This window comes from Nostoc sp. PCC 7524 (assembly GCF_000316645.1).
Taxonomy (GTDB): Bacteria; Cyanobacteriota; Cyanobacteriia; order Cyanobacteriales; family Nostocaceae; genus Trichormus.
The window spans coordinates 1954740-1969306 of sequence record NC_019684.1 but is presented as its reverse complement, the minus strand read 5'-3'; the positions used below and the strand labels follow the sequence as shown (position 1 = coordinate 1969306).

14 protein-coding genes and 2 pseudogenes are annotated in these 14567 nt (G+C 42.2%); 13 read left to right on the top strand and 3 right to left on the bottom strand.

The genetic code is table 11. The annotated features are described in order from the left end of the window. Positions 1-122: 122 nt before the first annotated feature. Positions 123-884 carry a class I SAM-dependent methyltransferase gene (locus NOS7524_RS07815; protein WP_015137943.1) on the bottom strand — a complete coding sequence of 254 codons (762 nt, stop codon included), beginning with the start codon at positions 882-884 and terminating at the stop codon, positions 123-125. A 186-nt stretch (positions 885-1070) separates the two neighbouring features. Between NOS7524_RS07815 and NOS7524_RS07810 the strand changes: the two genes are divergently transcribed. The 12 genes and pseudogenes from NOS7524_RS07810 (at position 1071) to arsC (ending at position 11354) form a co-directional block, all read left to right on the top strand. Further along, on the top strand, positions 1071-1403 hold the full coding sequence (locus tag NOS7524_RS07810) for a DUF433 domain-containing protein (protein WP_015137942.1): 333 nt from the start codon (positions 1071-1073) through the stop codon (positions 1401-1403). Beyond that, positions 1400-1759, top strand: a complete 360-nt coding sequence (locus NOS7524_RS30565) for a DUF5615 family PIN-like protein (protein ID WP_015137941.1) — start codon at positions 1400-1402, stop codon at positions 1757-1759. Before NOS7524_RS07810 ends, NOS7524_RS30565 begins: the two co-directional genes overlap by 4 nt. A gap of 483 nt (positions 1760-2242) precedes the next feature. Beyond that, the gene (locus NOS7524_RS07800; RefSeq protein ID WP_041555622.1) at positions 2243-3436 is read left to right on the top strand and encodes an iron-containing alcohol dehydrogenase family protein; all 1194 of its coding nucleotides are present in this window, start codon (positions 2243-2245) and stop codon (positions 3434-3436) included. A 148-nt stretch (positions 3437-3584) separates the two neighbouring features. Continuing rightward, the gene (locus NOS7524_RS07795; protein ID WP_015137939.1) at positions 3585-4805 is read left to right on the top strand and encodes an aspartate aminotransferase; all 1221 of its coding nucleotides are present in this window, start codon (positions 3585-3587) and stop codon (positions 4803-4805) included. A gap of 3 nt (positions 4806-4808) precedes the next feature. Then, positions 4809-5158, top strand: a pseudogene (locus NOS7524_RS28355) (DUF4058 family protein). 158 nt (positions 5159-5316) lie between these two features. Further along, positions 5317-5646, top strand: coding sequence for an ArsR/SmtB family transcription factor (locus NOS7524_RS07785; RefSeq protein WP_015137938.1), 330 nt, complete (start codon positions 5317-5319; stop codon positions 5644-5646). Between the two features lie 116 nt (positions 5647-5762). Next, entirely contained in the window at positions 5763-6818 is a 1056-nt protein-coding gene (locus tag NOS7524_RS07780; RefSeq protein WP_015137937.1) for a PstS family phosphate ABC transporter substrate-binding protein, read from the top strand. A 26-nt stretch (positions 6819-6844) separates the two neighbouring features. Further along, positions 6845-7858 carry an ArsJ-associated glyceraldehyde-3-phosphate dehydrogenase gene (locus NOS7524_RS07775; RefSeq protein WP_015137936.1) on the top strand — a complete coding sequence of 338 codons (1014 nt, stop codon included), beginning with the start codon at positions 6845-6847 and terminating at the stop codon, positions 7856-7858. 79 nt (positions 7859-7937) lie between these two features. Continuing rightward, on the top strand, positions 7938-9197 hold the full coding sequence (arsJ, locus tag NOS7524_RS07770; protein ID WP_015137935.1) for an organoarsenical effux MFS transporter ArsJ: 1260 nt from the start codon (positions 7938-7940) through the stop codon (positions 9195-9197). Between the two features lie 83 nt (positions 9198-9280). Then, positions 9281-10399 carry an ACR3 family arsenite efflux transporter gene (arsB, locus tag NOS7524_RS07765; protein ID WP_015137934.1) on the top strand — a complete coding sequence of 373 codons (1119 nt, stop codon included), beginning with the start codon at positions 9281-9283 and terminating at the stop codon, positions 10397-10399. Between the two features lie 30 nt (positions 10400-10429). Further along, positions 10430-10882 (top strand): ArsI/CadI family heavy metal resistance metalloenzyme, encoded by a 453-nt coding sequence (locus NOS7524_RS07760; RefSeq protein ID WP_015137933.1) that lies wholly within the window; start codon positions 10430-10432, stop codon positions 10880-10882. Positions 10883-10940: 58 nt separating this feature from the next. After that, the gene (arsC, locus tag NOS7524_RS07755) at positions 10941-11354 is read left to right on the top strand and encodes an arsenate reductase, glutathione/glutaredoxin type (RefSeq protein WP_015137932.1); all 414 of its coding nucleotides are present in this window, start codon (positions 10941-10943) and stop codon (positions 11352-11354) included. On the opposite strand, the pseudogene NOS7524_RS31170 reads toward arsC, so the two are convergent. Beyond that, positions 11339-11599, bottom strand: a pseudogene (locus NOS7524_RS31170) (SLC13 family permease); the annotation flags it as partial. The gene arsC and the pseudogene NOS7524_RS31170 sit on opposite strands and share 16 nt — an antisense overlap. Positions 11600-11994: 395 nt before the next feature. Between NOS7524_RS31170 and NOS7524_RS07750 the strand changes: the two are divergent. Then, entirely contained in the window at positions 11995-12372 is a 378-nt protein-coding gene (locus NOS7524_RS07750; RefSeq protein ID WP_015137931.1) for a Mo-dependent nitrogenase C-terminal domain-containing protein, read from the top strand. A 75-nt stretch (positions 12373-12447) separates the two neighbouring features. Here NOS7524_RS07750 and NOS7524_RS07745 read toward each other — a convergent pair whose 3' ends face one another. Next, positions 12448-14454: a caspase family protein gene (locus NOS7524_RS07745; RefSeq protein ID WP_015137930.1), complete on the bottom strand. Its 2007-nt coding sequence runs from the start codon at positions 14452-14454 to the stop codon at positions 12448-12450. Positions 14455-14567: the final 113 nt, after the last annotated feature.

Below are 14567 nucleotides of genomic sequence, written 5' to 3'. Positions count from 1 at the left end.
TATCTACCACGATAAATCATTTCTTTTCGGTAATTTTTAAAGATATATCCAGAAAAGTTTGCCTAATTGCCCCAGTCTGATGCTGAATTAAAATTGGCTGGAGCGATCGCGTACTTTTTAAGCTAATTTTGATCGTTCGGCATTGGCCGCATTACATAGAAAGTATAGCCATAAAAATCGCTGAATTGCTCGAATAGTGCCATCTCCTCTTGAATTTCACGAATCACTGCTTGAGTAACTGGGGTAGTTTCACTCTGCTTCATGTTTTCGCGCAGTGGTTCGTAGTAATTAATCCACCAAGCACTACTAGGCAATCTGTGAGTGGAAAAGACGCTGAAACCTGCTCTTGTAGCCCGATGAATATTTTCAGCTTCGCTACCAATCATCGGATAGGCTTTTTGCCAATATGCGATCGCACTCTCAGGTACTTGATCACTAAACCAACTCAGTTCTGAGACTACGGCGATACCGTCATTTGCCAGCAATTGTCGCCAGATTTTCAAAGCTTGTTCAAATCCCAAGTTATATGCAGCACCTTCAGACCAAAGTAAATCCACTGAAGCATCTGCCCAATCAAGTTGACTCATATCACCATGAATTGGGGTAATGAGATGCTCGATTCCAGCCTGTTGGGCGCGGATTTTGAGTTCCTCGATAAAATCAGAGGAGAAATCAACCGCCATGACGTTACATTGATAGTATTGCGCCAGCAGCAATGCACCTGCACCGCTTCCGCACCCAAGATCAGCAATGCGTGGTTTTGCTGGTAAAGCAGGAAGATTACGTAATATTTGACGTGAAAAATCTGCATCACCCGGCCCTTGGCGTTCAAGTCCACGATGTAAATTGATCAAGGCGGTAATGTAGTCGGTTTGATTTTCCATATTTCTGGGGAATTTTTGATCAACCTAATAATTGGTATGAGGTGTAGCTTATCGCTTCCCTCGCCGTAGCTATTACATTATTCCATTGAAACTTCTACCAGGTGAGCAAAAGGATCTATGCTAGGCTTAGGCTCTACTTTTATTGGACTTAAAAAAATCAATTTCAAATTGTATAGAGGGAGATGTATGCAATTAGAAGATTATTTTGAATTTTTAGATCCAGATGATATTCGGATTAAAGGACATCGTATTGGTATCGACGATGTAATTGATTATTACCTACAAGGTTTTACACCAGAGCAAATTCTAGAGGAGTTACCATCCCTGAATTTAGAAAAGATTCACGCTACTATTACTTACTATCTTCATAATCGTGCTGAGGTAGATGCTTATATGTTGCGCTTGGCTAAGTGGCGGGAACAACGTTATCAAGAAGCTGCTACTAATCCATCTTTGATGACACAGCGTTTAAGAGCAATCAAACTGCAAAGAGAGCAAGAAAAGCTTAATCGTGTATGAAGATCCGTTTCTTGCTCGATGAAAATTTGTCACCCAAGCTCAAAGTTGCTGTTTTGCGTCTTAATCCAGCAATTGATATTGTGCGTGTAGGAGATGCAGACGCGCCTGTATTGGGAACGCTTGATCCAGAATTGTTGTGTTATCTAGAATTATCTCAACGGTTATTAGTGACAGATAACCGTAAAAGTATGCCTGGGCATTTAGAAGCTCACTGGACAGCAGGAGGACATATTTGGGGAGTTCTTTGGTTACGTCCAGGTACAACTTTAGGAAGTTGGGCAGAATCTCTTTTTCTGCTTTGGGAGACTAGCGACAGCGAAGAATGGATTGATAAGTTAGATTGGATTCCTTTTTAGGAAAAATCATTAACTTTCTTTTTCGTCTCATATAGCTACTGAACATCTATACAATACAACAGAAGCGATCGCACTTATTTCAGAAGCCAGTAGGGTGCGTCAGTGCTATAAACCCGAAATATACCGAGAAAATATTCATACTGACGCACCCTACTAACGAAGGAACATATTATATTTTTTGTATTTAGCTATACAATATTTGTTAATTTTAGATTAAGATATGATCTACCTAAATTGAATAACTTCATCTACGAGCGATAAATACGGGTAACACTGTATCACTTCCGTTAGGTAGTCTCATATTGACTTTCGCTGAGTATTCTGACAGTGGTATGTTTAATGAACTATATAGTTATTCAAAACTTTGATAGTTCGGGATTTATGGTCAATGGGTAGTAGCCTCAAATGACTCCTAGGGCTATGAGCAATGGCTATACAGGAAATTTTATGAATAAACATCAAGATTTTGGCAAACTAGAGTATATGTCTAATCTATCTACTCCAGCCTTGTCTACTTCCAGTTCTACTTCTCTACTCACGCTAGCAGTAGCCCCAGCCAAAGTAATGCGTGGGTCAAATATATTGTCAACCGCCGCCTTAGAAATTGCCAAGTTAGGTAGTCGTCCGTTGATTGTGGCAGGCAATAGCACGATCGAGATCGCTAACGCCAATTTACTGCCAATTTTAGAACAGCACAATCTCTATGTCACCTCTGCTGCCTATGGTGCAGATTGTGCCGAAACTGGCTTAAAATCACTGATAAAAACAGCCAAAGAACATAAAGCTGATGTGATTATCGGTGTTGGTGGCGGTAAAGCTTTAGATACAGCCAAATTAGTTGCCCATCAATTACAGTTACCTATCGCCACTATCCCCACCTCGGCGGCTACCTGTGCAGCTTGGACAGCTTTATCAAATGTCTATTCTGAGTCGGGGGCATTTTTGTATGATGTAGCCTTGTCTCGCTGTCCTGATTTAGTTATCCTTGATTACGATTTAGTGAAAACTGCCCCAGCACATACTTTAGTCGCAGGAATTGGGGATGCGATCGCTAAATGGTATGAAGCATCCGTTAGCAGTGGGCATTTAGAACAGACTTTAATTATTGCCGCAGTCCAACAGGCGCGAGTCTTACGAGACATTTTATTTCAAAAGTCAGCCGCCGCCTTGGAAAATCCAGGGAGTCAGGTATGGCAAGAAGTGGTTGACGCTACCGTCTTACTAGCTGGGGTAATTGGTGGCTTGGGTGGGGCGCAATGTCGCACCGTCGCCGCCCATGCTGTGCATAATGGTTTAACGCACATTGCCGGACACAGCAGCATCCACGGTGAAAAAGTCGCCTTCGGAATTTTAGTGCAGCTGCGTTTAGAAGAAATGGTACAAGGCAATCAACTAGCAGCCTCATCCAGACAACAACTATTGAAGTTTTACGCAGAGATTGGACTGCCACAAAAATTAGCAGATTTAGGTTTAGGAAATATTACCCTCGGTGAATTGCAAACCGCCGCCGAAGTTGCGTTAGCACCTGAATCTGATATTCATCGACTCCCATTTAAGGTTGCATTGGAACAGTTAATGGCGGCGATGGTTTCTACCACTGCACCAACAGATAGTAGAGACTTAGTTAATCGTGTCTCCACCAGGGAAACCAGTGATGAAATAATGACTAATTCGTAATACTCTCTTCTGCTAAGTAACAAGCAGAACAACAAATTACTTTGACTGCTGAAAGCTAGTGCAAATAATTTTGAATTTTGTAGGCGCAAGCCTTGCCGCAGGCTATTTTGAATTTTGAATTACCCGCAGGGGTTGACGAGGTTGAGGAATGAGTTTCGATTGGATTACGCCAGCAGATCGGATAAAGCAACTACCACCTTATGTATTTGCCCGTCTTGATGAGTTAAAAGCTAAGGCTAGAGAACAAGGCATTGATTTAATTGATTTGGGGATGGGAAATCCCGATGGCGCGACACCACAGCCAGTGGTAGAAGCAGCGATGAAGGCTTTACAAGATCCCGCCAATCACGGTTATCCTCCCTTTGAAGGGACTGCTAACTTTCGCCGTGCCATTACGACTTGGTATAAGCGTCGCTATGGGGTGATGCTAGATCCTGATAGTGAAGCTTTGCCATTGTTGGGTTCTAAGGAAGGATTATCTCATTTAGCGATCGCCTATATTAATCCTGGGGATGTGGTGTTAGTTCCCTCCCCCGCCTATCCCGCCCATTTTAGGGGGCCTGTGATTGCCGGTGGGAAAGTCCACAGCTTGATTTTAAAGCCTGAGAATGATTGGTTAATTGATTTAACTGCCATTCCCGACGAAGTGGCAAGACAAGCCAAAATACTTTATTTTAACTATCCCAGCAACCCCACAGCCGCCACCGCACCCCGCGAATTTTTCGAGGAAATCGTGGCGTTTGCCAGAAAATACGAAATTCTCTTAGTCCATGATTTGTGTTATGCCGAGTTAGCTTTTGATGGTTATCAACCCACTAGCTTATTAGAAATTCCTGGGGCAAAAGATATTGGCGTAGAATTTCACACGTTATCTAAAACCTATAATATGGCTGGTTGGCGTGTGGGTTTTGTGGTAGGGAATCGCCATGTAATTCAAGGTTTGCGGACATTAAAAACCAATCTGGATTATGGGATTTTTGCCGCCTTGCAAACAGCCGCCGAAACCGCCTTACAATTGCCTGATATTTACCTACACGAAGTACAGCAACGCTACCGCACCCGCCGGGATTTCTTGATTGAAGGCTTCGGAAAGCTGGGTTGGGATATCCCCAAAACCAAAGCTACAATGTACTTGTGGGTGAAATGTCCTGTGGGTATAGGTTCAACGGATTTTGCTTTGAACTTGTTGCAGCAGACAGGCGTTGTTGTCACCCCTGGTAATGCTTTTGGGGTGGCTGGTGAAGGCTATGTGCGTATTAGCTTGATTGCAGATTGCGATCGCCTGGGTGAAGCCCTACGCCGCATTGAAAAAGCTGGAATTCGCTATCAACCCGAAGCTGTTGTGGCTGGCTCAGAACTAGGAGTATAAATCATGCCTTCGGTATTTCCAGGAATGAACCCCTATTTAGAACACCCGGATTTGTTTCCTGGATTACATCACCTGTTAATTAGTTTTTATCTCCTCAACTGCGTCCTAAATATCGTGTCGCCGTTGAAGTGCGGATGTACGAAACTACAGATGATAGTTCCGTAATTGTTGGTGTTCCTGATGTAATGGTGAAAACTTACCAAGACATCAATGATGCCAACAATACAAGTGTAGCTGTTGCCGCACCAACACCTAAACCCATCAAAGTCAGAGTGCTAATACCTCTCACTATTAAAGAGGGATATTTACAAGTTAAAGAAGTAGGTACGGAAGAATTAATTACTACGATATAAATTCTTCAACCTACTAATAAACATCCAGGCAAAGGCAGAAAATTTAAGATTTAATATATTACTGGAAGAAGTCCGCTATTTGAGGCGGAGAAATGAGCAAGACTAGAAATGCTTGAATATAGCAAGATTTACACCATTGCTGAACGCAGGTTAATTTAATGCAAACCCCTACTGCTTCCACCCCTCACTTGATTGTTACTGGTTTTCACGCACTTTCTGACCCCATTAGGATTAATGTCCTAGAATTGCTACGTCAGCGTGAACTTTGCGTCTGTGACTTGTGTGAAACCTTGGGGGTGAGTCAGTCGAAATTATCTTTTCATTTGAAGACTTTGAAAGAAGCTGGTTTAGTTAACTCTCGCCAGCAAGGACGTTGGATTTATTATAGCCTAAATTTACCTCAATTTGCCGTCTTAGAGCAGTATTTAGCAGATTTACACCGCTTGGGGCAAATATTACCTGCACGTTGCTGTGATAACATCTCCTGATACATCAACTTTTTTTGATGAATTTTTGTGTATATAGCCTCCTGCCTAATTGACATATCAATTTTTTTTGAAATGATATAGGTATACATTTCATATCACCCATACAGGTGAGGTCAATGAACGCAGTAGCAACAAAATTGGCTCTCGCATTTGGAATATTAGCTGTATCAACCAGTTGTACAGCAACACCCAACTCATCGACTCAAACGCAACAGTCATCAGCAGTCACCGAAGTTACTAATTCTGAACAGGTAGCGAAAGTTATCGTTGATGGTTCGAGTACGGTGTATCCGATTACCCAAGCGATCGCTAAAGAATTTCAAGCCAACTCTAAAAATGTTCAAATTAAAGTGAGTTTTTCCGGTACAGGTGGAGGATTTGAGAAATTCTGTACAGGGAAAACAGATATCAATAATGCCTCTAGACCCATTTCTAAGTCAGAGATGGAACTTTGTAATCAAAACGGTGTGAGGTATATAGAATTACCTATTGCTTTTGATGCCTTAACTATTATTGTCAATCCTCAGAACGATTGGGCGAAAGATATTACAATTGACGAATTGAAAAAGATTTGGGAACCTGGGGCTGAGGGAAAAATCACCCGTTGGAATCAAGTCCGTGCAACTTGGCCAGATCGGCCATTAAATTTACATGGACCCGGTAAAGATTCTGGTACATTTGACTATTTTACAGAAGCCGTCACAGGTAAAGCCAAAGCCAGTCGCAATGACTATACAGCCAGTGAAGACGATGAAGTTTTAGTAGATGGAATTATCAAAGATCCAAATGCTTTGGGTTACTTTGGCTATGCCTACTATGAAGAGCATAAGAATAAGCTAAAAGTGCTACCAGTGGATAGTGGTAAAGGTGCAATTCTACCATCACGAGAAACTGTTGAAAAATCCAAGTATCAACCACTTTCTCGACCGTTATTTATCTACGTCAATCCTTGGTCATCCCAACATAAAAGTGCAGTTTACCAATTTGTAGATTTCTACGTGAAACAAGCACCGAAAACTGCTGCTGCTGTGGGTTATGTACCTTTACCAAATGAAACTTATCACATCAATTATGTACATTTAAATCAAGGTAAAGCCGGCACAGTTTTTGGTGGCAAAGCGCAATTAGACCTAACAATTAGCGAATTGTTACGCAAACAAAAGCAATTTTAGTTTGAGAAATTTATTGATCTAAGCTGATGAAAATTCGTGTTGGCATTAACGGCTTTGGTAGGATGGGACGGCTAGCACTGCGAGCCGCCTGGGGTTGGCCAGAACTAGAATTTGTTCATATTAATGAAATCAAAGGTGGGGCTGTAACAGCAGCTCATTTACTCAAGTTTGATTCTGTACATGGACGCTGGACACCTGAAGTAGAAGCAGAAGGTGAACGTGTTCTCATTGATGGTACACCCCTCAGCTTTAGTGAGTATGCCAAACCGGGCGATGTACCTTGGGAAGATTTTGGTGTGGATATAGTGCTGGAATGTTCCGGTAAGTTTCGCACACCTGCTACTCTTGAACCCTATTTTAAGCGTGGGGTGCAGAAAGTAATTGTGGCTGCTCCAGTGAAGGAAGAAGCCTTAAATATAGTCATGGGGGTGAATGATTACCTCTATGAGCCGGATAAGCATCATCTGTTAACTGCGGCTTCTTGTACAACCAACTGTTTAGCACCAGTAGTAAAAGTCATTCACGAAGGGTTGGGTATTAAACATGGCATTATTACCACAATCCATGACAACACCAATACTCAAACCCTAGTCGATGCACCTCACAAAGATTTGCGTCGGGCGCGTGCTAGCAGTCTTTCTTTAATTCCTACCACTACTGGATCAGCGACAGCCATTGGGTTAATTTATCCCGAACTCAACGGTAAACTCAACGGTGTTGCAGTCAGAGTCCCACTACTCAACGCTTCATTGACAGACTGCGTGTTTGAGGTGGTAAGACCTACCACAGTAGAAGAAATTAACAGCTTATTAAAAGCTGCTTCTGAACAAGCACCCCTCAAAGACATCCTCGGCTATGAGGAGCGTCCTTTAGTGTCTATTGACTATAAAGATGATCCTCGTTCTTCCATTATTGATGCCCTTTCCACAATGGTTGTTGACGAGACACAAGTAAAAATTCTGGCTTGGTATGACAACGAATGGGGTTATGTCAACCGCATGGTTGAACTCGCTCGTAAAGTTGCATTGAATCTCAAATAGATTTGGGCATGGGGCATGGGGCATTGCTTGTTCTTCTATTCCCCATTCCCTATTCCCCATTCCCTATTCCCCAACTACCATGACTACTACAGCATCTAAAGCAAATTTCAAAAACTATATTCTCGTAACATTGGCTTATTGGGGTTTCACCATTACTGATGGTGCGCTGAGAATGCTAGTGTTGCTCTACTTCAATAAAATTGGCTATACGCCATTACAAATCGCTTCTCTATTCCTGTTTTACGAAATATTTGGCATTGTCACTAACTTTTTAGGCGGTTGGATTGGCTCGCAATTAGGATTAAAAGTTACTCTTTATACTGGCATTGGGCTACAGATTTTCTCTTTGGTGATGCTGGCATACCTGAATCCCAGTTGGGCGCAGTGGTTTGCAGTCTTGTTTGTGATGACGGCTCAGGCATTTTCTGGAATTGCCAAAGACTTAACTAAGATGAGTTCTAAAAGTGCAATTCGGTTGGTAGTTCCCCAAGATGCTCAGTCTGCTTTGTTTAAATGGGTGGCGGTGCTGACTGGTTCTAAAAATGCCCTCAAGGGAGTTGGTTTTTTTGTTGGTAGTGCTTTGTTAGGTGGATTTGGTTTTGTCAATTCCCTATTAATAATGGCTGGTGGTTTATTCCTGCTGATGTTTACTGGGTTAATGCTGCCGAAAGGCATGGGCAAAATTAAGAAGAAAGTTAAGTTTAGCCAACTGTTTTCTAAGAGTCCAGAGATTAATATTCTCTCAGCCGCCCGATTCTTTTTATTCGGTTCGCGGGATGTCTGGTTTGTAGTGGCTTTGCCTGTGTTCTTGCGTGAGGTTTTAGGTTGGTCTTTTTATCAAGTGGGGGGATTTTTAGCGTTGTGGGTGATTGGCTACGGGATTATTCAATCATCAGCACCAACATTGATTCAACGCTTTGGTTCTGGTCGTCCGCCACAATCTCAAACTATCCAATTTTGGACATTTACCTTAACAGCCGTGCCAGCTGCGATCGCCCTCGCTCTACAATTAGGTATCCCCGCTAATATCGCCATTGTGGGGGGACTGCTGTTATTTGGTGTGGTATTTGCCTTTAACTCTGCGGTTCACTCTTATTTGGTGTTGGCTTTTACCGATGATGATAAAGTAGCCCTGAATGTTGGCTTTTACTATATGGCTAACTCTGGCGGTAGGTTGGCTGGTACGGTTTTATCTGGCTTGGTATATCAATGGCTGGGGTTGGTGGGTTGTCTGTGGACATCGATGTTTTTGGTACTAGGGGCAGCCGTAGTATCACTGAAATTACCCGACCCTAAACCCAGTAAAGCGATCGCCTGGAAAGCTGGAGAGGGAGACTAAACAATTCAAAATTCAAAATAGCCTGCGGCAAGGCTTGCGCCTACAAAATTCAAAAAGACCCCTACACCCTTACACCCTTAAAAATGAAACCCAAGAGTAATCTGAGTTTTTTTGAAAGATATCTTACCCTGTGGGTATTTTTGTGTATTTTTGCTGGAATCACCCTAGGGAGGTTATTTCCAGAGATAGCGGTCAAACTTGATGCTATTAGTATTTATCAGGTATCAATTCCCATTGCGGTATGCTTGTTTTTCATGATGTACCCTATCATGGTGAAGATTGACTTTAGCCAAGCTGTGAATGCACTCCGCGCCCCCAAGCCTGTGATTCTTACCTTGGTGGTGAATTGGTTAATTAAACCATTCACGATGGTAGCTTTTGCCCAGTTCTTTCTCGGCTGGCTATTTCGTCCGTTAATTGCGGGTACAGAATTAATTCGTGGTAGTGAAGTAGCGATCGCAAATTCCTACATCGCTGGCACAATTTTACTAGGAATTGCACCCTGTACAGCAATGGTGTTGATGTGGGGTTATCTATCCTACGGTAATCAAGGACACACTTTGGTGATGGTGGCAGTTAACTCTCTAGCCATGCTATTTTTATACGCGCCTTTAGGCAGGTGGTTGCTAGCAGCAAATGACTTAACTGTACCTTGGCAAACCATAGTTTTATCAGTGCTGATTTATGTAGGTTTACCTTTAATTGCAGGGATTTACAGCCGTTACTGGATATTCAAATATAAAGGCAGAGAATGGTTTGAAGGGCAATTTTTGAAGTATCTTAGTCCCGTTGCCATTACAGCTTTGCTGATTACTTTAGTCTTGCTATTTGCCTTTAAAGGTGAATTAATCGTCAACAATCCCTTGCACATTTTATTAATTGCCGTGCCACTATTTATTCAAACTAATTTCATTTTCTTAATTAGTTATGTGGCAGCATTAAAGCTCAATTTTTCCTATGAAGACGCTGCACCCGCCGCCTTAATTGGAGCTAGTAACCACTTTGAAGTTGCCATTGCTACAGCCGTTATGCTGTTTGGCTTGAATTCTGGTGCAGCACTCGCAACGGTAGTAGGCGTGTTAATCGAAGTCCCAGTTATGTTAATGCTGGTAGAACTTTGTAAACGCACAGCACCCTGGTTTCCACGAGAGCCAGAAAAGGCTAGTTTGCCAGATCCACGCTGTATTAATTCCTTCCATTAACGCAAGACAAACACTATCAGGAGAAAAATTATGACAGCGATGAAAACTCATGTTGCGTTGAATGTGACTAATCTTGAGAAGTCCGTGACATTTTATCGGACAATGTTTGGTTTAGAACCCTTAAAATACAAAGCTGACTACGCCAAATTTGACATTCCCAACCCAGCTTTAAACCTGACACTCAATTTAACTAACAGCGTGCAGACTGGTGGTGCATTGTCTCATTTAGGTGTACAAGTTGAAAGTACCGATGATGTGAAATCAGCTATCAAACGTTTTACAGATGCAGGACTAGCACTATTTACAGAGGACAATACTGATTGTTGCTACGCTTTGCAAGATAAAGTGTGGGTAACAGATCCCGATGGCAACCGTTGGGAGGTTTTCGTGGTAAAAGTAGCAGACACAGCACCAGACAAAAATTTAGTCACTACTGCTGCTGTAGAAGAAGTTAAGACTGTTAATAAGACGTGTTGTGCATAGATGGAAATATCTCAACAGAGGTAACACTCACCTCTGTTAACTTTTAGAGGGATAATTTATGAAAAACGTGATGTTTGTCTGCAAGCATAATTCCCGTCGTTCTCAAATGGCAGAGGGTTTTGCACGAACATTAGGAGAGGGAAAAATTACCGTCACAAGTTCCGGTTTAGCAATCAATGAAGTAGATCCAATTGCTGTTAAAGTCATGTCAGAAGTTGGTATTGATATTAGTCAGCAATCTTCTAAACCTTTAGATAATTTCAATCCAGAAGATTACGATATAGTAATTTCTTTATGTGGTTGCGGCGTAAATTTACCAGAAGCTTGGGTAATTAGAGAAGTATTTGAAGATTGGCAATTAGATGATCCAGCAGGAGGATCACTAGAAATCTTTCGCCAAGTCCGCGATCAAGTGAAAGAAAGAGTTATCAAATTAATTGCATCACTTATCTGCCACAGTAATCCTACTTGAATTAGTAAGCCCACGATCGCTACTGGCGCTAATGCTTGCAAAAAATCTCGGTAGAAAATACCAGAAAATGAGCCAATCAGGATATTTTGGGGATTGCTGCTTAATGTCGCCACAGAACCTATGTTAGTTGCACTTGCGATCGCCCAGCGCAATTAAAAAAGTAGAACCAACTAAAGCGATGGTGGGCTGGTTCATACGTAAACCTGGAATGCAACCCAACGCTAACCTAGGTAGGTTAGCCCCATTACGCCATAAACTATGATATTCACTTCCTTGATTGCACTTTTGCCATGATTACTACTTCCAGATAGGAGTTCTTGCTCCTATCTCTAATCTCCTTTATTGAAAAAAATTACTATATTAAGTTTTGTAACGATTACCGTAAAACCCGTCCAAAGGCGGATGACTTTATTAGAATTTAAACTGTGTCAAGTTACCAATAAGATTGGATGGTTACACTACCCATTCGGGGGAAATTGCGATTAACTTGACGTAGTAATAAATTATGTCCTGACCTAAGTGGCTAGTCATCAACGTCATTATATCTTTTTCAGGACAGTGTTTTTCCCGATTAGGTAATTTTCACGCTGTATATATTCACCGGACGGGTGAATACCCTCATTAACACAGAGGCACAACCATGAAGGTATTTGATAATACCACAAAAAAGATTTTTCTGGCAAGCTGGGTTTGGATAAATCAACAAGAAGAAATTAAAGTTGATCCCCAACCGTTGCCAAATTCAACTTCTCCAGCTAGACGGGATCTCCTCAAGCCCCTACGCCAATGGGTAGACAATATTGAAGTACGCGATCGCCAATTTGCTCACCGTCTATGTCAGTTGATCCCAACCCAATGTCCCTTTGAACGCGATATCAAAGTATTTGGCAAAACTCTGTTTCATATTCCGCCATTATGCAAGCTCAATCCTTTATATGAAGAAATAGTTTGCTTACGCTTTAGAGCCATGTGCTACCTAGCTGATGAATGCGGTGAGGATGTATCGCAGTATTGTTAGTGCTGAGTTTTGATTAACAGGGAACAGGGAACAGTACAAAAAGTTAGGAGTTAAAAAACTTCTAACTTTTTGTTGTTAATTTTTAGTTTTTCTAGCTTGCCATTTTTGGATGGCTTCTTGAGCATCTTCATAAACAGATGTGACTTCGGGAATTAGGGTAGCTGTTTCAATGGCGGCACTGAATCTTCCTTGATCGGCACGGCTTTTGGCTAAATCCAAAATTTTCTCGCTCCATTGGTTTATTGCTTTTTGTGCCAAATCGTAGCCTGGTTGATTAGGTGGTACTCTTTTGGCAACTTCAATGGCTCGATTATAAGTAGATGCTTGTCCTGGTTGGATTAAAGCTTGGGCTGCATCTAAAAGGGTAGTGTTGGCGAGATACTGTTTAGCCTCTAAGCGCCACTGGGCTATTGCTGCTTGCGCTTGGGGATAAAGGGCTGCGTCTTTGGGGACTAATTGCGCGGCGGCGATCGCATAATTATACTGTCTTTGTTTCGCACGACCTTCAGCTAAATCTAAGATCATGCGACTCCAAATTTGAATATTCTCCTGAGCTTGCTCGTAGAGTGGTTCACCGGGTTTGATTTTCTTAGCCGTAGCGATCGCCAAGCTGAGATCACTAGCTTGAGTTTGTCTCAGAGACATTTTTGCTAAGTCTAATACAGCTTGGTTACGTGTTTGCGATTCAGAAATTGCTGCAATTTGGGCTGTTGATGGTTTGGTTGTGGGACGTGGTGAAGATACTTTGGGTACAGTGTGAGGATTGGCTGGAGTTTTGACAATTTGAGAATCACCAGCAGTAGGAAATGCGGAGGATAACTTCTGGGTTTGCAAAACTCTAGCTTGGTTGCGAAGCATCACTATACTAATTAGAGCTACTACCAGCATCGTACCTCCACCCCAAACGATAAATTGTCTCCAGATTGAGGTGTCTGTTTGATTTTCAGGTAGGCGTGAAATGTGAGGTGGCGGCGCATCAGGAATAAACCTACTACCCGTCTCTGGATCAGATGGAGATGACTGAGTAAAGTATTGTTCTTGGACGATGGAGTCAGGATCTGGATTTAAAAATTGCTGTTCATTTAATGTAAAGTTGGGTAATGATAACGCCTGGGATCTATCTTTAATAGTGGTTTCTGCACTTTGAGCTTCTCCCCACATACTTGTGGTGTGGGAATTGTGAAAAGATATTGTTCCTAAAGGGGGAGATGTCAATGCTACAGCAAAGTTTTCATCCGGAAAAATAATTGGTTCTGCGGCTGTGGGTTCTAATGTACTGGGAATGAATGTAGTAGGAATTGTGGCTTTAGGGGCTACTGTGCTGGGAATAGCTTCAGTATTGATGTTGGTTTCAACTGGCGGTAACATGACTGGCGGCGTAGAGGGAAGAACGGCTAATGGGTTTTGTGTTGGTCGCCAGTAATGTTGAGATAATTCTGGGGTGATAATGCTGAGGTGTTGTTGTAAATCCTGCAAGTTACCGCCATAACCAGAACGCAAAGCTGCTAACAATGCGGCTGTAAATAAGCCATGCCCTAGTTCTCGGCTTTCTTGGGAAAATTCCTCTGGTTGACAGGAAAAAATCGTAGCTAGTTGTAGTTCCTTGGCTAATTCTAAAGTTTCTTGCCCAAAGGGAGTATCAGCAATAGTCCCAAAAGCGCGGTTAACATCAAATAGCAACAAGACATTGAGGTTAGCTAGTTGCAGACTTTGCATCAGCGATCGCAATTCTATACCAGTCTCAGGTACTCGTTTGGGATCGCCATCTACAGGCATTAAGTAATCTCTGCCGTCGTAGTTGACTCCATAACCGCTAAAAAATAACCATAGGTAGTCTTGGGGTTGCCAACAGGCGGCTGCTAAATCTTCTAGTAACAGCAGAATATTTTCTTTAGTGGGATAGGTTGATCTATCGCCAATTGGTGGCGAAGTATCACTCATCAGCAGGGAACGTTGAGGGACAAAACCTGCTTGTTGAACTAAAAAATCTTTTAACGCCTCGGCATCTGCTTGAGCGCAAAGCAAAGGTTGAAATAATTGATATTGATTGATGCCTATGGCGATCGCCCAGTAATTTGCCATCCCGCTCTTTGTAGGTTGTTGTGTGCTTGCCTAAAATTGCGGTTGGCTTTGCTGAAAAAACAAAGCTAACCTATGTCTTATAGTCGAGGTGGTTCCGATGGAACCATCAGATT